A 20,321-nucleotide genomic window follows, 5' to 3' on the forward strand; every position below is an offset into this window, starting at 1 on the left:
CGGTCTTCCTCCGGTAATTCACCCGCGCTTTTAACGAACGGCCCCGCCCCGGTAATTCACCTGCACCTGATAGTGTTTTAACGTCACCGGCGGCGTTATCACGCCGCGTCCCGCGACCTTTATCAACAACGTTACCTGATTGTCCGCCGTCATGCCGGCCAGGGCATCGCTGCGCCCGGCCAGCCCGTCGGGATAGACGCACTTGCCCGGCATGCAGATAGCCAGGGCGGAACGGGGCGGCAACGGCCGGTCGGTCTCGATGCGCCAATATATCGAGGTCACCTGCGCTCCGTCCGGCAACCGGGCGGAGGGACGCATCGGCGGGCTGCTTTTGGCGTAACCAAGCTGGTGCAGCACCAGCATCCGCCCCGTCCCCTGCCAGCCGCCGTCCGCCCGGTTGCCGGTCGGGATAGGCGGGCCGCCGGCGGCAGCCGCCCCGGGTCGCGGCCGATGCGCGTCCTGCGTCGGCGGCTTGGGCTGCGTCCACGCCGCCTGGATTTCCGGCGGCGGGGTCACCCGTATGCTGACGCCAAGGTTGGCGCGGACGCCCGGCGCGGCGATCCCGACGGCGAATGCCGGCGCGCAGCACGCCGCCATGGCCGCCAGCATGGCGGTCGCGCCGGGCGCCCTCACTGCGTGCCGCCCAGCATGGCGGTCATGCGGATTTGGCGCTGATCGCTGACCTCCAGGTTGGAGAGCACCGCCATCTGCGGCAGGGTGCGGCGCAGGAAGCGGGCCAGCAGCGGCCGCAGGCTGTGGTTGACCAGCAGCACCGGCGGCGCATTCAGTTTTTCCTGCTGCGCCAATACGTCCCTGGCCTGGGACAGCACGCGATCCGCCATGCCGGGTTCCAGCCCGCCGCCGCTTTGCAGCGCCTGCAGCAACACCCGTTCCAGCCCCAGATCCAGGCCGATAACCTGGATTTCGCTGTCGCCCGGGAACCAGCGCTGGGTAATGGCCCGTCCCAGCGCCACCCGCACCACCACGGTCAGCTCCGCCGGATCTTTTTGCACCGGCGCGTGCTCGACCAGGGTTTCGATAATGGTGCGCATATCGCGGATCGGCACGCTTTCCGCCAGCAGGTTTTGCAAAACTTTGTGGAAGATGGTCAAAGAAAGGGTGCCGGGAATAAAGTCTTCGGTCAGTTTCGGCATTTCCTGGGTCACGCGCTCCAACAGTTGCTGGGTCTCCTGGCGGCCCAGCAGCTCGCTGGCATGGATGCCGATCAGATGGTTCAGGTGGGTGGCGACCACGGTACTGGCTTCGACCACGGTGTAGCCCAGGATCTGCGCCTGCTCTTTCAGGGCGCTGTCGATCCAGATCGCCGGCAGGCCGAACGCCGGATCCCGGGTCACGTCGCCGGGCAGTTCACCCGTCGCGCCGCCGGGGTTGATGGCCATCCAGCGGCCGGGATAGGCTTCGCCCCGGCCCATCTCGACGCCTTTCAGCAGGATGCGGTAGCTGGCGGGCTGCATGTCCAGGCTATCGCGGATATGCACCACCGGCGGCAGGTAGCCGGTCTCCTGGGCGAATTTTTTGCGAATGCTGCGGATACGGCCCAACAGCTCGCCGTTCTGCTGGATGTCGACCATGGGGATCAGGCGGTAGCCCACCTCCATGCCCAGCGGATCCTCCAGCTGCACATCGCTCCAGCTGGCTTCCCTGGCGAAAGCGGTGTCCTGCTGTTTTACCGGCGCCGCGACGGCTACCGGACCGGCAACGGCTTTGCCGCGCAGCCACCAGGCCAGCCCCAACAGCATGGCGGTAAACAGCAAAAACACCATATTGGGCATGCCGGGCACCAGCCCGAGCAGCCCCAGCACGCCGGCGCTGAGCAGCATCACCCGCGGATTGTTGAACAGCTGGCCGACCATCTGCTGGCCGACGTCCTCGCTGCTGCCCACGCGGGTAACGATAACGCCGGCGGCGGTGGAGATCACCAGCGCCGGGATCTGCGCCACCAGGCCGTCGCCGATGGTCAGCAGGGTGTAGCTTTCCGCCGCGTTGCCCAGGGTCATGCCGTGCTGGATCATCCCCACCAGCAGGCCGCCGATGACGTTGATGACCATGATCATCAGGCCGGCGATGGCGTCGCCGCGCACAAATTTACTGGCCCCGTCCATCGAGCCGTAGAAATCCGCTTCCTGGGTCACCTCGCTGCGCCTGGCCTTGGCCTCTTCCTCGCCAATAAGGCCGGCGTTAAGATCGGCGTCGATGGCCATTTGTTTGCCGGGCATGCCGTCGAGCACAAAACGCGCGCCCACTTCCGCAATCCGTCCCGCCCCCTTGGTGATCACCATAAAGTTGATCACCACCAGGATAATAAACACCACGATGCCGATGGCAAAATTGCCGCCCACCAGAAAGTGGCCGAACGCCTCGATCACCCGTCCCGCCGCCGCCGTGCCGGTATGCCCGTGCAGCAGGATGATACGCGTGGAGGCAATATTCAGGGACAGGCGCAGCAGCGTGGAAAACAGCAGGATGGTGGGAAAGGCCGCGAATTCCAAGGTCTTGCGGGTGAACATCGCCACCAGCAGCACCATAATCGACAGGGCGATATTAAAGGTAAACAGCAGATCCAGCACCAGGGGCGGCAACGGCAGCACCATCATCGACAGGATCATCAGGATCAATACCGGCCCGGCGAGGATTTGCCATTGGACGGTCTTGAAATTGGCGGGTAAACGTAATAATGCTACCAGATTGGCCATATCACTCTTTCTCTTGGGCAAAATCCAGTGCCGCCGGCACCGGTAAATGTTCGGGTTTCTTCGGGGAGGGACCGCCCTGCAGGCGCCAACGCTTCAGTTGGTAGACCCAGGCCAACACCTCGGCCACCGCCGCGTATAGCGCGGCCGGGATGGCCTGGCCGATTTCACTGTGCCGGTACAGCGCCCGGGCCAGCGGCGGCGCTTCCAGCAGGGGGACGCGATGCGTCTCCCCCAGGGCGCGGATACGCATGGCAATCTCGCCGGCGCCTTTGGCCACCACCTTAGGCGCGCTCATTTTGCTGTCTTCATAGCGCAGCGCGACGGCGTAGTGGGTCGGGTTGGTGATGATAACGTCCGCCGACGGCACGTCGCGCATCATGCGCCGGCGCGACATGGCGCGCTGCTGTTGGCGGATACGGTTTTTGACGTGCGGGTCCCCTTCCTGATCCTTGAACTCGTCGCGTATTTCCTGGCGGGTCATGCGCAGCTTCTTGACATGGCTCCACAACTGCCAGAAGACATCGAACGCCACGATGGGAATAAGGGACAGGATGATCATCAGCGCGCAGGTGGCAATTAAGCCCAGGGCATCCCCCAGCGCCGCAATCGGCGACTCCATCACCAGGTGCAGCATGCGTGGCCAGTTATGCCAGAGGAACCAGCCGGTGACCCACCCCACCAGCAGGGCTTTAAGGATGGCCTTGAACAGTTCCGACAGGGATTGGGACGAGACAACCCGCTTCAGGCCCGGCAGCGGATTGAGTTTTTTCAAATCAAATTTAATCGAGCCGGGATTAAACATCACGCCGCCCAGCAGCGCCGGCGCCGCCAACGCCATCAGCACCAGCCCGGCAAAGACCGGCAGCAGCGCCCATACCGTTTGCTGGATAAGCGACTCGACCTGGAACAGGATTTGCCGGTCGTCGCTGATAATACCGTGATCGAAGCGCAATCCCTGGGCCAGCATCGCCGCCAGCTGGCGCGCGAGCGGATCGCCGCCCATCCACAGCACGGCCAGCCCGGTCAGCAGCATCAATACCGAGGTTAATTCACGCGATCGGGGGATCTGTCCCTCTTCACGGGCTTTATCCAACCGGTGGGCGGTGGGCGCCTCGCTTTTTTCCAGATCGCTGTCTTGCGCCATCAATCTTCCCGAATCCGTTTGCCATGGACATTATTTTGCCTAGCATGACAAATTGCGCCCGGACCGATGGCGGGAACAGCGCGCGAAAGCGGCGGTTATTTGACGCATAGCCGTTGCCCGGACGCAAGTCCGGGCCGGGAAAGGAAGGATTAAAAACCGAGGCTGTCGAGCAGGTCGTCCACCTGGTCCTGGTTGGCCACGACCCCGTCGACGGTATGGTCAAGCTGCGGACCGTTAAGCAAGCCGTCGCTGGCGCGCTTGGCCTGCACCGGCTCCGGCATGTTTTCCAACAGCACCATCAGCAGCTGCTTTTCAATTTCCTGCACCACGTCCATCATGCGCTTGATCACCTGACCGGTCAGATCCTGGAAGTCCTGCGCCATCATGATCTCCAGCAGCTGCGCATGGGTAAAAGCGGTATGGTCCGGCACCTCGCCCAGGTATTTGCGGGTATCGGTCACCAGCTCGCGCGCGTCGGCAAGCTCAATCGGGTTGTCGAACCACTCGTCCCAGCGGGTGGTGAGTCCTTTGGCCCCACGCTCCAGGGCGGTCTGCCGCGGCTGGGCCGCCTCGACGCAGTTAAGCGCGCGCTCAGCCGCCTGGGCGGTCATCTGGACCACATAATCCAACCGATCGCGGGCGTCGGGGATCGCTTCGGCGGCCTGGGCGATGGCCTGGTCGAGACCCAGTTCCTTCAGGCTATCGCGCAACATCCGCGTCAATTGTCCGATGCGGGAAATGATCTCCGTGGCGGTGGCGTTAACATTCGGCATGGTCGGTGTGTTATTCATATCCCCTCCTGATTACATCCCCAGCTTTTCGAAGATCTTACTGAGCTTTTCTTCCAGCGTCGCAGCGGTAAACGGCTTGACCACATAACCGCTGGCGCCCGCCTGGGCGGCGGCGATAATATTTTCTTTCTTGGCTTCCGCGGTGACCATCAGCACCGGCAGCGAAGCCATGGCCCCATCGGCGCGAATGTTCTGCAGCAGGGCCAGGCCGTCCATATTCGGCATGTTCCAATCGGAAATGACAAAATCGATCTTGCCGGCGCGCAGCTTGGTGAGGGCATCGACGCCATCCTCGGCTTCGTCCACGTTGTTAAAGCCAAGTTCCTTTAGCAGGTTACGAACGATGCGACGCATTGTCGCGAAGTCGTCCACCACCAGAAACCTGAGTTCTTTATCCGCCATACCTACTCCTGTTATTAACATGTAGCCCGCTCGCGGGCCGCTAAATACGTAGTGCCTGACCGGTACTGATTTGCGCCATCATGCGCTGGCTCATCTGGTGCAGGGGCACGGTTTCGTTACTGGCGCCCATGGCAATCGCCTCGCGCGGCATGCCGAACACCACGCAGCTGGCCTCATCCTGCGCCAGGGTATAGGCGCCGGCGTTGCGCATCGCCAGCATGCCGGCGGCGCCGTCATTGCCCATACCGGTCAGGATCACCCCGACGGCGTTGCGCCCGGCAAACTGCGCCACCGAATGAAACAGCACGTCCACCGACGGGCGGTGCCGATTGACCGGTTCGCCGTCATGCAGCCGAATCTGATAGTTGGCGCCGCTGCGGGCCAGCTCCATATGCCGGGCGCCGGGGGCGATATAAGCATGTCCCGGCAATATCCGCTCGCCGTCCTCGGCTTCCTTCACCGTTATCTGGCAGAGCTTGTTCAACCGTTCGGCAAACGAACGGGTGAAGCCCGGCGGCATATGCTGGGTGATCAGCAGCGCCGGACTATTGGCCGGCAGCGGCTCCAGCACGTGACGAATCGCCTCCGTCCCGCCTGTGGACGCGCCGATGGCAATCAGCTTTTCGCTGCTCAGCAACGGCACGTGAATCTTTGGCGCGGCATCGGCCGGGCCACGCTGCGGCAGCCTGGCGCGGGAGGCGGTGCGGATCTTTTCGGCAATCGATTCGCTGTAGGCCAGCATGCCGTCGCGCAGGCCGCTCTGGGGTTTGGTGACAAAATCAATCGCGCCCAGCTCCAGCGCCCGCAGGGTAATTTCCGACCCCCGGCCGGTCAGGGACGACACCATCACCACCGGCATCGGCCGCAGGCGCATCAGTTTTTCCAGAAAATCCAGCCCGTCCATGCGCGGCATTTCCACATCCAGCGTCAACACCTCCGGATTGAGTTTTTTAATCAGATCGCGCGCCACCAGCGGATCGGGCGCGGTGGCCACCACTTCCATATCGGGAAAACCATTAATGATTTCGGTCATTAACTGGCGCATCAGCGCGGAGTCATCTACGCAAAGCACTCTGATTTTTCTCATATTCTTTCCTTAGTAAGCTGGTAGACCGTTTGTCCTCGCAGCTTGAAATCCTGGCTAATCTGACTAAAGTTTTCTGAATGGCCGGCAAACAGCAGCCCGCCGGGCTTCAGCAGCGGCGCAAAGCGGCGCAAAATACGCTCCTGCGTCGCCTTATCAAAATAAATCATGACGTTACGACAAAATATCGCGTCAAACGGTCCCGGCACCGCCCACTCCGACGACAGCAGGTTCAGGTACTGAAACCGCACCATCGCGTTAAGTTCGGGCCTGACCCGCGCCAGCCCCTCATGGGGACCGGTGCCGCGCAGGAAAAACCGCTGGCGCTGCACGGTGCTCAGCCCACGCAGCTCCTCATGGCGATACACCCCGGCGCGGGCTTTATCCAATACCTGGGTATTGATATCGCTGCCGATAACCGACACCTGCGTCAGCGAACCCGTCAGGGCCTCCATCAGGGTCATGGCGATGGAGTAAGGCTCCTCGCCGGTGGAGGCCGCGGTGCTCCAAACGTTGTACGGTCCCGGACGCTCCTTGGCATGCCGCGCCAGGATGGGAAAATGGTGCAGCTCACGGAAAAAAGCCGTCAGGTTGGTGGTCAGCGCATTAATGAACACCTCCCACTCCGGGCCGTTGACATCCGCCTCCAGCCGCGAGAGATAGGTCCCGAAGTCGGCGATATTCAGCGTGCGCAATCGTCTGACCAGGCGGTTATAGACCATCTCCCGTTTATGACTGGCCAGCACAAGGCCGGCCCGTTGGTAAATCAATTGGCAGATGCGCTGGAAATGCGCATCTGATAAGGGCACCTGCTGCGCCCAATTGGACCATCGTGCGGCAATTTCAGCCTGGTTCGGCATAGGGTTTCTCATTGCGCCGCGCTTGCGTTTGGCGTTAGGTTATTTGCCCGAGTTGCCGGGTATTAAAGTCTGAAGCCGCTGGTTCGGCGCGGTTTTCCTGCAGCTCATGCTGCTGTAACCGGAAGACGCGCACCGCCTGCATTAGTGATTCCGCCTGCGATTCCAGCGCATGGGCGGCGGCGGCCGACTGCTCCACCAGGGACGCGTTCTGCTGGGTCGCCGCGTCCATTTGGTTAACGGCCGTGGCCACCTGCTCGATGCCGCGGCTTTGCTCATCCGACGCCGAGGCAATCTCGCCCATGATATCGGTCACCCGGGCCACCGAGCGTACGATCTCATCCATGGTTTCACCGGCGGAGGCCACCAGTTCGGACCCCTGCTGGACCCGCGTCGCCGACTCGTCAATCAGTCCCTTGATCTCCTTGGCCGCCTGGGCGCTGCGCTGCGCCAGGCTGCGCACCTCGCCCGCCACCACCGCGAAACCGCGGCCCTGCTCGCCGGCGCGGGCGGCTTCCACCGCCGCGTTCAGCGCCAGGATATTGGTCTGGAAAGCAATGCCGTCGATGACGCTGGTGATATCGCTGATTTTGCGCGAGCTCACGGCGATATCGGCCATGCGTTTGACCACGTTGCCGGTCAGGGTGCCGCCTTTTTGCGCGGTGCTGGACGCATCGCTGGCCAGTTGGCTGGCCTGGCGGGCATTTTCGGCATTCTGTTTTACCGTGGAGGTGAGCTGCTCCATGCTGCTGGCCGTTTCCTCAAGCGAAGCGGCCTGCTGCTCGGTACGTGACGACAGGTCGTTATTGCCGCTGGCGATTTCCTGGATGCCGCTGAGCATGGCATCGGTTCCCTGGCGTACGGTCAGCACCGTTTGCGCCAGTTCGTCGCGCATGGCCTCAAGCTGATGGAACAATTGGCTGATTTCGTTACGTCCGCTGACCTCGATGCGATTGCCCAAATCGCCGCCGGCAATGGCGTTAAAATGGCCGCTCATCACCGCCAGCGGGCGCAACAGCATGCGCTTAAGCCACAGCAAAGCCACCAGCGTCAGCAGGATGGTCATGCCGCTCATTAGCCCCAGCATCCAGCCAGAACGGCTATAGGAGGTGCGATTCGCCTCGCTGGCATCGCCTATCACCCCGGAAAGCTGGGTCATATTGGCGTTGTATTGCCGCTCGAACGCATCCTGAAACGACTGCGTCGGCTGGCTCATAAAGGCCTGGACGTTGCCGTTATCCAGCATTGCTATCGCCTCGCGCATCGCCTGGTCAAATTCGTTAAAGCTTTTGACGGTCTTGGCCCGCAACGCCTGCTCCGCGTCGTTATCCACCGGATAGGCGTTGAATTGCTTAAACACCGCCTCCCCATGGACCAGCCTCTTTTTGGCGTCTTCCATGATGGGCAGGATCTGCTCGAGCGGGGTATAGGACGCAAAGCGCGTCGCCGCCCGGTTGAGGGAATTACGGGTTTGCAGTAACTCCGACCAGCTCATGCTCAGCGAATTCCGTTTAAGGTTGTCAGCCTCCACCTGGTGAAAATTCTCACTGCTGCGCCTGAAATTTTCAAACGAGAGTCCGCTGCTGACCAGCTGCATCAGGCCAAAGATCAAGACAATCATGATCAGGCTGGTGGAAATCCGTATACGCGTTAACATCATTAACCTCATGCCGGTATGTATGGCTTATATAATGCGTAGTTAGAAGGTTTCCCAATTTTCCTGCGACGTGCTTTCCATGACTTTTTTTACCGGCGCGGGCGACGGCGTTTGCGGGCGCCGCGCCGCCGGGGCAGGCTGACTCTCCGCCGCCATGGCCGGCGCGGCCTGATCCTCCAGCCGGAACACCGACACGGCCTGGGTCAACAGCCCGGCCTGCGTTTCCAGCTCGGCGGCGGCCCGGGCGGACTGCTGCACCAGCACCGCATTTTGCTGCGTGGTGCGGTCCATCTCCGCCACGGCCTCGCCCACCTGATCGATGCCGTGGCTTTGCTCATCGGAAGCCGATGAAATTTCGCCCATGATATCGGTCACGCGGGTCACCGCGTCGACGATCTCCGACATGGTTTCACCGGCGCTTTCCACCAGCGTGGAACCCACCTCGACACGATTAACCGAGTCGTCGATCAGCCCCTTGATCTCCTTGGCCGCCTGCGCGCTGCGCTGGGCCAGGCTGCGCACTTCACCAGCCACCACCGCAAATCCCCGGCCCTGTTCGCCGGCCCGCGCCGCCTCTACCGCCGCGTTAAGCGCCAGGATATTGGTCTGGAAGGCAATGCCGTCAATCACGCCGGTAATATCGGCTATCTTCTGTGAACTGCCGGCAATCTCGTGCATGGTGGTGACCACATTGGCCACTACCTTGCCGCCCTTTTGGGCGGTTTCCGAGGCGCTTAACGCCAGTTGCCTGGCCTGCCGGGCATTTTCGGCGTTCTGTTTCACCGTCGCCGTCAACTGCTCCATACTGGCGGCGGTCTGTTCCAGCGCCGACGCCTGCTGCTCGGTGCGCGAGGACAGATCGGTATTGCCGGCGGCGATGTCGCTGGCGCCGCTGTATATCGAGTCGGCGCTTTGGCGCACGGTATGGACGGTGCCGGTGAGCGATGCCTGCATATCGCGCAGGCTCTCAGCCAGCATCCCCATTTCGTTACGGCTGTTCAGGGTCAGCGCCTGGGTAAGATCGCCCGCGGCGATGCCGCGAATATGGCCGATCAGATAGCGCAACGGGTGCAACAGGATGCGGCGGATGCCGATCCACACCAGCAGGGAGATCACGACAAACAGCGCCAGTACGGCGCCAAGCACGATCACGGATTGGGTATAGGACTGTTCGTTCATATCCACCGCGTCGTTATACAGGCGGATATTGCCGGCCAGGTAACGGCTGTAGGAATCCTCGAAATTATTTTGCAGCGTCTGGGTTGGCTGCGCGTAAAAGTCACTGATATTGCCGTTGCCCAGCAGGCTATTCAAATCCACCAACGCGGCATGTAGGGCGTCATAGCGCTGTTTCAATGCCTGGATGTTGGCCTCGTCCTGTCCCGCCACGCGCGGCATCGCCATAAAATTGCCGAAGGTCTGCTCCGAGCGTGTCAGGGTGCCGTACGCTTCGGATAATAATTCGGTCACCGTCGCGCCGCTGCCCATCTTATTTTCGTCCATCAGGTAACGCACCGCCGCCCGGTTAAGGGTATTGCGGGTCTGGACCAGGGCTACCCAACTGGCGCTGAGGGAAGTTTGCTGTTTGCGAAGATTTTGGTAGACGCCAAAATAGTGCTGATCTTGCTTCAGCGAGTGATAAAACACCCCCCCTGAGGATAGCTGTAATAAACAAAAAATAATCAATACAAGAACTAAGCCGGTGACAACTCTTATTCGGTTAAACATGCCTGTTTTCCCACTACAACTGGTGCTAGTTTTATCGGCAGGAAACAGGCAAACTTTATCGGTAAATACAGAAATTAACCCACGTCCGGCGGCCGATAGCACTGAACCCAAAGCAGTCCTGTGTAAGGTAGCGCGCCAATGGGGTCGAAACGGCCATGGTGTTTCTGGCCGCCAGAGTACCCAACGACGCGGCAGGCCCGCAATCACCGAACTTACACCAGACGCGTCAAAGGGAGCGCGCGCCGATTGGGTCGAAGCGGCCATGGTGTTTCTGGCCGCCAGAGTGCCCAATGGCGCGGCAGGCCCGCAATCACCGAACTTACACCAGGCGTGTCAAAGGGAGCGCGCGCCAATGGGGTCATGAGGCCTTGTCAGGCCATGGCGGCGCTGTCTACCAGCGCCATCTCTTCGCTATTCAATAACCGCTCGATATCCACCAGGATCAGCATCCGTTCCCCCAACGACCCCAGCCCGGTCAGGTATTCCGTCGCCAGGGTCACGGCGAACTCCGGTGCCGGACGGATTTGCTCCGCGGTCAATGACAGCACGTCCGATACGCCGTCGACGACGATACCCACCACCCGCAGGTTCAGGTTAAGCACGATCACCACGGTATTGTCATTGTACATAACGTCCGACTGCGCAAATTTAATCCGCAAATCCAGTATCGGCACAATCACGCCGCGCAGATTGGTGACACCTTTGATAAAGGCCGGCGTATTGGCGATGCGTGTGACCTGATCATACCCGCGGATCTCCTGAACCTTCAGGATATCTATGCCATATTCTTCATCGCCCAGCGTAAAGATCAGAAACTCCTGACCGACGGTTTCTCCGTTCAGCGCGGTGACACTTGCAAGTCCTGCCATGGTTTTCACCTTTTATTCAATCGGCTAAATATTATAAATTAAGCAGCACCGGCCAACCGTTTAACACGGTTCAGGGCCTGTAGTGCGGACACATCGATGATCAGCGCCACGCTGCCATCGCCAAGAATAGTGGCGGCCGAAATCCCCGGCACTTTGCGGTAGTTGCTTTCCAGGTTTTTGACCACCACCTGATGCTGGCCGATAAGCTGATCCACCAACAGGGCATAACGCCGCCCGGCGCTCTGCAATATCACCACGATGCCCTGGGTAGGGTCGGTCTTGGCGCCGCTCACATCAAACAAATGGTGCAGTTCCACCAGCGGCAGGTACTCGCCGCGCACCTGCAATACCTGCTCGCCGCCGGCAAGCGGATGCAAATCGTCCGCCTGCGGCTGCAGCGACTCCATAACGGTGTTCAACGGCAGGATAAAGACATCCTGGTTTACCCGCACCGACATACCGTCAAGGATCGCCAACGTCAGGGGCAGCAGGATCCGGATGGTGGTGCCCTTGCCGGCCTGGGATAGAATATCCACATGGCCGCCCATCGCCTGGATGTTGCGTTTCACCACATCCATACCCACCCCGCGTCCCGAGACATCGGTCACCTGTTCGGCGGTAGAGAATCCCGGCGCGAAGATCAGCATGCCCACCTCTTCGTCGGTCATGCTGTCGTTAACCGGCAGGCCCTGGGACAACGCTTTCGCCAGGATCCTTTCGCGGTTCAGCCCGGCGCCGTCATCGCTCACCTCGATACAAATGTTGCCGCCCTGATGCTCGGCGCGCAGCTGCAGGTTGCCGACGGCGGGCTTGCCCAGCGCGATACGGATGTCCGGCGACTCGATGCCGTGATCAAGACTGTTGCGCACCAAATGGGTCAACGGGTCGATGATGCGTTCAATCAGGCTCTTGTCCAGTTCGGTGGAGCTGCCCTCCAGGGTCAACTGCACCTGCTTGTCCAGCCTGGCGGCCAGATCGCGCACCAGCCGGGGGAAGCGGTTAAACACATACTCCATCGGCATCATGCGAATCGACATCACCGATTCCTGCAGGTCGCGGGCGTTGCGCTCCAATTGTCCCATGCTGATCAGCAAATCGCTGTGCTCGACCGGGTCCAGGGCGCCGGACCGCTGGGCGATCATGGATTGCGTAATCACCAGTTCGCCGACCAGGTTGATCAGTTGGTCCACTTTTTCCACCGCCACCCGGATGCTGGTATCGGCGGGTTTTACACGCGCCGTGCCGACCTCGGCCTGCCTGGCCGGCGCGGCGTTGATCGGCGTAACATTATCGGCTAGGGTATCGTTGGCGGGCGCCAGGTTTGCGGCCGCGGTCGCAGCGACGCTGGCGGCGGCATCCCCGCCCGGCGCAGGGGCGGCGGCCACCGTATCAGCAACCGGCGCGGCATCAAAATGAATCTGGTCGGCATCCAGCACAAAGCACAGCACCGCGCAGATATCATCCTCGCTCACCGTGGTCTGCAGGCTGGCGCTCAGGCCGTCAGACGATTCATGATGTTCAAGCACCGTGCCGAGATTGCCCAGTTCCTCAAGCATCAAGGGTATTTCACCGGGCTTAAGGCCGCTTAGCCGTATGCTGAGCGCCGCGTCCGTCGCGGCCAGTTTAGCGGACTTTGCCGGGGAAAGGCTGTCGCCGGCCTGCGGCGCCGGATGGCCGGCGGCGTCGGGCGCAACGCCGCCTTTGGCTTCCAGCGCCAGCTGACGCAACGCCTCGCAGATATAAGCAAAGCTTGCCGCATCCGGTTCCTGAGCCGTTTTATAGGCGTCTAATTGATCCTGCATGATATCTTTGGTTTCCAAAAACAGGTTAACAATCGCCGTGCTGAGGGACATCTCACCCCGCCGCGCCTCGTCCAGCAGGTTTTCCAGCAAGTGGGTGGTTTCCTGCAATACCGTAAATCCGAAGGTACCTGCCCCGCCCTTGATGGAATGGGCGGCGCGAAAAATCGCGTTAAGCTGTTCGCTATCCGGACTTTGCGGATCCAGGACCAGCAGATGCTGTTCCATATCCGCTAGCAGTTCGGCGGCCTCATCAAAAAATGTTTGGTAAAAAGCGCTCAATTCCATGCTCACGAAATCACCTCTGCTGTGAATCACGTTCGTTAAACGGCGAGGCGGCCGGAGCCGAAGCCCCGGATGGCGACGTTGCCGGCGCCGGTACCGCAGTTCCTGATGGCGCCGCTGCCGGCGCCGTGGAGTTTGCCGGCGCCGTATCCGGAACTGTTTTGTTGCTTCCCGCCGGCGATGCGGTCGAAACGGGCGCCGCTGCAGCAACGGCCGCTGACGCCGGTGCCGCGCTTTCCGCCGCCGCGTCGGTGGCGGCCTTGAACGACGGCTGTTGCGTTAATCCTTTCGGGTTGTTGATCTCCACTCCCTGGCTCTGCACGTTTTCATGCTCGATACTGAGTTCCGTTTGTTTATTCAACACCAGCAGGCTGATGCGCCGGTTAATCGCCGCGTCGGGCTGCTGCGGCGCCAGGCTCATGGTGGCGGCCATGCCCACCACCCGCAGGATTTTGCCTTCAGCCAGTCCGCCGGTTATCAGCTCGCGCCGGGAGGCGTTAGCGCGATCCGCCGATAGCTCCCAGTTGCTATAGCCGCGTTCGCCGCTCGCATAAGGAATGGCGTCGGTATGGCCGGAAATACTGATTTTATTAGGAATGTCATTAAGGATCGGCGCAATCCCGCGCAGCACATCCCGCATATAGGGCTCTACCCGCGCGCTGCCGGTTTCGAACATCGGCCGGTTCTGGCTATCGAGGATCTGGATGCGCAGTCCCTCCTCCACCAGGTTGATCAACAACTGCGGCCGCAGCACCCGCAGGCGCGGATCGGATTCAATCAGTTGGTCCAGGCGCTCGCGCAGTTTATTGAGCCGTTTCTTTTCCAGCTTATCCATCAGGTCGTTAATGCTCTTATGCACATCGCCCTGCTGGCGCGTCGGATCCTCGCCGCCGCCCGGTATCGGGCTGGTGGCCGAGCTGCTGCGATCGCCCCCGGTCAACGCTACGTTCAGCGGGGTACGGAAATATTCAGCAATGGTGGTCAATTCCTGAGGACTGGCGATGGATAGCAGCCACATCACCAAAAAGAACGCCATCATCGCGGTCATGAAATCCGCATAGGCTATCTTCCAGGCGCCGCCGTGCTCGGCATGGCGTTTGGGCGAGCGCCGCTTGCGCACCACCACTATTGGCTGGTTTTTCATGCATCCTCTTCCACCGGCTGCTTAACCGGTTCCCTGGCGAGCCTGACATGGGCCTCCAGCTCGCTGAACGATGGCCGCTCGGCGGAAAACAGCGTCTTACGCCCGAACTCCACCGCTATCTGCGGCGCATAGCCGTGAATACTGGAGAGCAGGGTGATCTTGATGCATTGCATCATCTTGGTGGTTTCGTCTTTCTTTTGTCGCAGCAGCGAGGCCAACGGCGAGATAAAACCATAGGCCAGCAGGATGCCTAAAAAAGTGCCCACCATCGCCTGGGCTATCAGCGCGCCAAGCTCCACCGCCGACCGATCCGCCGAAGCGAGCGCGTGCACCACCCCCATGACCGCGGCGACAATACCAAACGCCGGCAGCGAATCCCCTACCTGCCCGAGACTGGCGGCCGGTATTTCGCATTCGTGCTCATAAGTTTCGATTTCCTCATCCATCAGCGATTCAATTTCAAACGCGTTCATATTGCCGCCAATCATCAGGCGCAAATAATCAGTGATGAAATCCACAAGTTGTTTATCAGCCAGAATACGCGGGTAGAGTTTAAATATTTCGCTCTCATTGGGCGTATCGATATCAAACTCCAGTACCAGCATTCCGTGCTGGCGCGCCTTGGCCATCAAACGAAATAGCAATGCCATCAGGTCCATATATAGGGATTTGTTATATTTGGAGCCGCGGAATAACAGCGGGAAGGACTTCATTGTCGATTTAATCGCTTTGGCGTTATTACCGACAATAAAAGCGCCGACGCCCGCGCCCGCAATGATAAGAAATTCGGAAGGTTGGTACAACGCGCCCAAATGGCCGCCGACTAAGATATAACCGCCAAATACGGCGCCTATGACCACAAGGTATCCCACTATCACTAACACATCCGTTCTCCCGGTAAAAAGATGTCGGCCGGCGCGCGGTACATCCGGGAAACCGAACGACGATCGCCGTGGCAAGGTTATGCCTGGATATCGCCATGGTGATCGTCATCCATCAGGATTACCCTTCATACCGCGTGCTGCGCCTGCTCATCCAGCAGCTTGGGATTAATATCGGCCGCTACCGGCAAAAGTTTACGTCTTTTTACCGCCCGGGACGGGGGCTGGCACAAACTGCAGACAAATCCGTAGGCAGGCTGATGGGCGTAGGTGATAAAGTGACCGTGGCAATGGCTGCACGGGGTCAATTGCAGCATGCCGCTTTCGACAAAGCGCACCAGGGTCCAGGCGCGGGTTAACGCCAGTATCGGTTGTTCGCCCTCTTGCTGCGGACACTGTTCCAGATACAAACGGTACGCCCTGATCACCGCTTCCACACCCGTGCACTGCCCGTTCTGCAGCAATACCTGGAAAATATTATAAAACATCGACGAGTGGATATTCTGTTCCCAGGTCATGAACCAATCAGTCGAAAACGGCAGCATGCCCTTGGGCGGCGGACTTCCCCGCAGCTCTTTGTATAATTTGATCAGCCTGCCGCGGCTGAGCTGCGTTTCGCTTTCCAGCATTTGCAGCCGGGCGCCCAGCGTAATCAGTTCCATGGCGAGCTGGATATCCTTGGCTTCCTGGACAATACTTTTACCGACCATCGTTATGCCCTTTTCTTTGGCAAATGGCTGTCTTTTGCCGCTAGCCGTTCTTGCAGTTGGCTGGATAACAATATGCCGGTATGTATTTGTTGTAATTCATCCACACGGGAGTCCTGCGTTAATTGCGTAATGGTCTGGTAATCGTCAAAGCGAAACAGACACAGCAGCTGATTCGTTTCAGCTAATTTTACCATTTGCGGCAATGTCAACGTCATTAATACATCGGCCATGGTGGCGTTAATTCCCAGCCGAAACATTGCCGACGCCTTTTCTTGATTTATCAGACGCTGCGCCAATAATAAATAGGATAAATTTATATCGTAAACATGTTTGCGTATTTCATTCGTATTCATTTTCCCATCCCTCTAGACTATGTTTAAAAACATAACTTGGGTGATAAAATATCGCCCGGTATCCGGGGATCTTTCCCCTGGGTGGCTAATGAAAATCGACGATACCGTACATACTTATATTGTCCGGTAACCGAAGCGGCTATTTATACAAGCCGTACCGTTAAATATTTTAGGTGTAAAATTTGCCCAAAACTGACCTAACTCATTAGGGTTTCTTCCATGAAACATTTTTACAAATTAGTGAGATTATTCCTAATTGCGCCGCAACTCTAACGCTGATTCCGTCGTTCATACAATCTACCCCCTGCCAAATTTTAGATAAAGTGTGATCTAGATCACAGAAATTTAGCTTACTTGATCAGAATTGCTACTGGTCTGACATGTTCAGTGTTCAAAAAATGAGCTAAAAAAATAATAGCTACTTTTTTTTTACATTTCAGGCCATTGAATCAGGGGAATCCACTAACTTTCCTCAAAATAACAGAATACCATTCGATATCTCAAATTCGCGCCCTAAAATATCTCCCAAAAAAGAATTCATCAGCATAAATGCTGTTTTTTCGGAATTCATGGCGTGGATACATCAATAACATTATTGAAACATCTCTAATGGTGCTTACGTGATTTGCGGCCATTTTTTGTACATAAAATGTACAATTCAGACGCTGTCGGTTAACAATGGGAGGATAGGGTCAGTATGAAGAAATGAAAAGTAAATGTTTATGTAGCTGTTTAAATGACAAGCGCACTCCCACAACTAAAATAGGCGCGTGTGATTATCATCGGCATACTTATTCAAAACTTGAGTTAAAACTGATCAAAATTTTGGCAAAAATTGCATTAAGTCTTTATTTTAGATCGTTTTTTATACCATCCAAATTATAGCGACGGAAACGCGCAGAAATATCAAAAGGAATAGGTCGGCACACCCTGGGTACCCCAGCGCGGGGCGCGAACCTATATATGCGCGGCGGGAAAGGATTTATATGTACCTCATGGGTAATACGCCGTGGGCGCGCCGAACCTCCTGGCGATCCGGCGGGCGTGATGAACCACGTGGCTTTAAGGCGAAGCAACATCGTCACCGTCGCCATCAAATCGGCACAACGATGACGTGATGGTGGGAAGGATGAGGCCGTGAAACCACCAGGGCGGCGGCGCCTGACGATATAGAGCGTGCCGCATGCCCTCTCCCCTGCTTATCCTGTCGGGTGGGCAGGGGAGCCTGTTTTGACCGCTAGGCGTCGTTTGTCGCCGCGATGGCGGGCACGGCCTTCAAATCATTAAGGAACGATTGACGCCAGTGCACTATGTCATTTTTGGTAATCACCTTCATCATTTCCGCATGGCGCGAAATCCGCTCTTCCAGCGGCATGCTGAGGGCCTTGTCCAGGGCCGCGGCTACGCCGTCCCGGTCATAGGGATTCACCAGCAGCGCGGTGGTCAGCTCGTTGGCGGCGCCGGCAAAACGCGAAAGGATCAGTACCCCCGGATTGGCGGGATCCTGGGAGGCGACATACTCTTTCGCCACCAGGTTCATACCGTCACGCAACGGCGTCACCAGGCCGACTTCGCAATGGCGGAAAATTTTCATCAGCAGGCTGCGCTCATAATGCTGGTTGAGGTAGAACAGCGGCGTCCACTCCAGCGTTGAGAAATGACCGTTAATCCTGCCCGCTTCCGTCTCCAGTTCGTGGCGGATATCCTGATAGGCCTGCACGTCGCCGCGGGAGGTCGGCGCAATTTGGAAAAAGCGGATATTGCCGCGGTGTTGCGGATAATTTTCCAACAAGGTTTCAAACGCCTGGAATCGCTCCGGCAGCCCTTTCGAATAATCCAGGCGGTCAACGCTGATAATCAACTGGCCGTTGAGCTTATCGCGCAGATGCGCAAGCTTGGGCGGCAACGCGCCTTCGGCCAGCTCACGAATACTGTCCGGCTCCACGCCGATGGGATAGACGCGAACCGTGACCGATTTGCCATAGGCGGCAAAACGATCTTCATCCAGCTGTTCCACATCGGTGACCAGCGACAGGTTTTCAATAAATGCCAAACGGTCGGTTTCCGCCTGGAAGCCGATCAAATCGTACTCGCACAACATTTCCAGCAGTTCTTTGCGCGGCGGCAGGGCATTAAATATTTCCGACGTCGGGAAAGGTATGTGCAGGAAAAAACCAATGCGGTTGGTCATACCCAGTTTGCGGCACGCAGCGGCAAAAGGTAATAAATGATAATCGTGGATCCACAGGATATCATCGTCTTGCACTAGCGGCTGCAGCCGGCCGGCCAGCTTTTCATTTACCTGGCAATACCCGTCGTAATCCTCACGCTGGTATTGCACCAGATCCAGGCGATAGTGAAACGCCGGCCAGATGACGGTATTGGAAAAATTGAGATAATACTGGTCATATTCACTTTGTTTTAAGCTAAAGGCGGCGAACGTAATGTTGTCCTGCTGGTTCTTTTCCAAAGGGAGCTCGTCTTCGCTGATTTTCCCGTTCCAGCCGAACCACATGCCGCCCGCGTCCTTCAGTGAATCCATAATACCGACGGCCAGGCCGCCCGCGCTTTCCTTTTTACCTTCCATAGCCGCAATACGGTTCGACACTACTATTAAGCGACTCATAAATCCTCCCCAACCGAACTTTTGGTTTTAATAGAATAATTATCTAGTTGTTCAACCAGTGACAATAGCCAAAGATGGACGTGCCCCACATCGTCCAGATGATAACGTGCCGCGGTGTCACCCGGCCCGACCTTAATGGATATGCCGTTCAGGGCGTTGACCTGGATAAACCCGGCCTCATCCGTCAGATCGTCGCCGATAAACAGCGGCGTCCTGCCGGCAAAAGGGACTTCCCGCATAAAAGCCTTGATGGCGGCGCCCTTGTCGACGCCCTTCGGTTTAAGATCCACGACGCATTTTCCCGGCTGCAGCGTAAGCTCGGCATAGCGATCGACGAAAGCTTCAGCCACCGCCAGGATATCATGTTGATACTGCGGCGCCTGGCGATAATGCAGGGCGTAGGCCATGCCTTTCGCCTCAATATGGCAACCCGGAAATCCGGCGATGGCCGCCGTAAGTTCCCGCTCCAGCTTTTGTGCGAGCGGCGGCGATAATTCGGTGCGGTGAATATTTCCCTGCGCATCCCGGCGTTCGGCCCCATGTACGCCCGCGGCGGGGCCGAGGAGCGGAGCGCTGAGAGCGTCGAGCTCCATTAAGGCGCGGCCGGAGACCAAGGCCAGTGCTCCCCCGGTGGCGTTAAATAGGGTGCCTAAAGCCTGTTTAATATTATCGGGAATGGACACCATTTCGGGTCGTTTTTCGATGGGGGCCAGGGTACCGTCCAGATCGAAAAAACAGGCAAAGGTGTCCAGGGGTATCGGGGGTAGCGAATCACTGTCAGTCATACCTGTTATCCTCATTTATAACCGCGGGCGTCGGTATTACGGGCGCATCGCTGGATAAGTGGTGCGCTACAGCGCATTAGCGCAGCCCTGAAATGACATGTGGTAAGCGGGTAACAAAGGAGTGAGAGATAATGAAGTGGATTTTAGTAATCGTCATTCTCCTTGAAACTGCGCTGACTTATCGCGGAACATAAGGCGCAAGATTAATGCACCCAGCGGGAATGGGCCGGCCTGCCTGGCGCACTTTCTGTCCCACCTGTCCTTCGGGCGGCAGTGAACACTTTAGTTAGTATAGACAATAATTTTTCATCTGTCATAAATGGCGAAAAACGCCGTTAACGCTGGAAAGCACCCGGCAAATACTTCAACATTATCGATAAGTTCCATTCTATGGTACCGCATGCCCTGCAACAAACGGAGTAAAAACAGACAGTAAAAGTATAAAATTGTATATAAAGTTAAATCTTCGTACACAGATAAGGTTAAAAAGCA

General features: G+C 58.1%; 17 protein-coding genes. All 17 read right to left on the reverse strand.

Annotated features, from left to right (window positions below):
- Window positions 1-30 precede the first annotated feature (30 nt).
- Window positions 31-633, reverse strand: coding sequence for a flagellar protein FlhE (locus tag GRH90_RS26595; protein WP_162365342.1), 603 nt, complete (start codon window positions 631-633; stop codon window positions 31-33).
- A complete protein-coding gene (gene flhA, locus GRH90_RS07655; protein WP_162365343.1) occupies window positions 630-2,714 on the reverse strand; it encodes a flagellar biosynthesis protein FlhA in 2,085 nt (694 codons plus the stop codon). The genes GRH90_RS26595 and flhA overlap by 4 nt, the downstream gene beginning before the upstream one ends.
- A 1-nt stretch (window position 2,715) precedes the next feature.
- Window positions 2,716-3,858, reverse strand: coding sequence for a flagellar biosynthesis protein FlhB (gene flhB / locus GRH90_RS07660; protein WP_162365344.1), 1,143 nt, complete (start codon window positions 3,856-3,858; stop codon window positions 2,716-2,718).
- Between the two features lie 149 nt (window positions 3,859-4,007).
- A complete protein-coding gene (cheZ, locus tag GRH90_RS07665) occupies window positions 4,008-4,649 on the reverse strand; it encodes a protein phosphatase CheZ (RefSeq protein WP_162365345.1) in 642 nt (213 codons plus the stop codon).
- A 12-nt stretch (window positions 4,650-4,661) separates the two neighbouring features.
- Window positions 4,662-5,051, reverse strand: coding sequence for a chemotaxis response regulator CheY (gene cheY, locus GRH90_RS07670; RefSeq protein WP_162365346.1), 390 nt, complete (start codon window positions 5,049-5,051; stop codon window positions 4,662-4,664).
- Window positions 5,052-5,091: 40 nt separating this feature from the next.
- Window positions 5,092-6,138 carry a protein-glutamate methylesterase/protein-glutamine glutaminase gene (locus tag GRH90_RS07675; RefSeq protein WP_162365347.1) on the reverse strand — a complete coding sequence of 349 codons (1,047 nt, stop codon included), beginning with the start codon at window positions 6,136-6,138 and terminating at the stop codon, window positions 5,092-5,094.
- Window positions 6,135-6,995 (reverse strand): protein-glutamate O-methyltransferase CheR, encoded by an 861-nt coding sequence (cheR, locus tag GRH90_RS07680; RefSeq protein WP_376766064.1) that lies wholly within the window; start codon window positions 6,993-6,995, stop codon window positions 6,135-6,137. Before cheR ends, GRH90_RS07675 begins: the two co-directional genes overlap by 4 nt.
- A 34-nt stretch (window positions 6,996-7,029) precedes the next feature.
- Window positions 7,030-8,649 (reverse strand): methyl-accepting chemotaxis protein, encoded by a 1,620-nt coding sequence (locus GRH90_RS07685; protein WP_162365349.1) that lies wholly within the window; start codon window positions 8,647-8,649, stop codon window positions 7,030-7,032.
- A gap of 42 nt (window positions 8,650-8,691) precedes the next feature.
- Window positions 8,692-10,377, reverse strand: a complete 1,686-nt coding sequence (locus GRH90_RS07690; protein ID WP_162365350.1) for a methyl-accepting chemotaxis protein — start codon at window positions 10,375-10,377, stop codon at window positions 8,692-8,694.
- A 371-nt stretch (window positions 10,378-10,748) separates the two neighbouring features.
- Complete coding sequence (gene cheW / locus GRH90_RS07695) at window positions 10,749-11,246, reverse strand: chemotaxis protein CheW (RefSeq protein ID WP_162365351.1); 498 nt, start codon at window positions 11,244-11,246, stop codon at window positions 10,749-10,751.
- Window positions 11,247-11,284: 38 nt separating this feature from the next.
- A complete protein-coding gene (gene cheA / locus GRH90_RS07700) occupies window positions 11,285-13,333 on the reverse strand; it encodes a chemotaxis protein CheA (RefSeq protein ID WP_162365399.1) in 2,049 nt (682 codons plus the stop codon).
- Window positions 13,334-13,343: 10 nt separating this feature from the next.
- Entirely contained in the window at window positions 13,344-14,474 is a 1,131-nt protein-coding gene (gene motB / locus GRH90_RS07705; RefSeq protein WP_162365352.1) for a flagellar motor protein MotB, read from the reverse strand.
- A complete protein-coding gene (gene motA, locus GRH90_RS07710) occupies window positions 14,471-15,358 on the reverse strand; it encodes a flagellar motor stator protein MotA (RefSeq protein ID WP_162365353.1) in 888 nt (295 codons plus the stop codon). Before motA ends, motB begins: the two co-directional genes overlap by 4 nt.
- 125 nt (window positions 15,359-15,483) lie before the next feature.
- The gene (flhC, locus tag GRH90_RS07715; protein ID WP_162365354.1) at window positions 15,484-16,065 is read right to left on the reverse strand and encodes a flagellar transcriptional regulator FlhC; all 582 of its coding nucleotides are present in this window, start codon (window positions 16,063-16,065) and stop codon (window positions 15,484-15,486) included.
- Window positions 16,066-16,067: 2 nt separating this feature from the next.
- The gene (gene flhD / locus GRH90_RS07720; protein ID WP_162365355.1) at window positions 16,068-16,418 is read right to left on the reverse strand and encodes a flagellar transcriptional regulator FlhD; all 351 of its coding nucleotides are present in this window, start codon (window positions 16,416-16,418) and stop codon (window positions 16,068-16,070) included.
- 1,237 nt (window positions 16,419-17,655) lie between these two features.
- Window positions 17,656-19,044 (reverse strand): alpha,alpha-trehalose-phosphate synthase, encoded by a 1,389-nt coding sequence (otsA, locus tag GRH90_RS07725; RefSeq protein ID WP_162365356.1) that lies wholly within the window; start codon window positions 19,042-19,044, stop codon window positions 17,656-17,658.
- Window positions 19,041-19,829 carry a trehalose-phosphatase gene (gene otsB, locus GRH90_RS07730; RefSeq protein ID WP_162365357.1) on the reverse strand — a complete coding sequence of 263 codons (789 nt, stop codon included), beginning with the start codon at window positions 19,827-19,829 and terminating at the stop codon, window positions 19,041-19,043. Before otsB ends, otsA begins: the two co-directional genes overlap by 4 nt.
- Window positions 19,830-20,321 lie beyond the last annotated feature (492 nt).

The organism is Acerihabitans arboris, from assembly GCF_010131535.1.
Lineage (GTDB): Bacteria > Pseudomonadota > Gammaproteobacteria > Enterobacterales > Enterobacteriaceae > Acerihabitans > Acerihabitans arboris.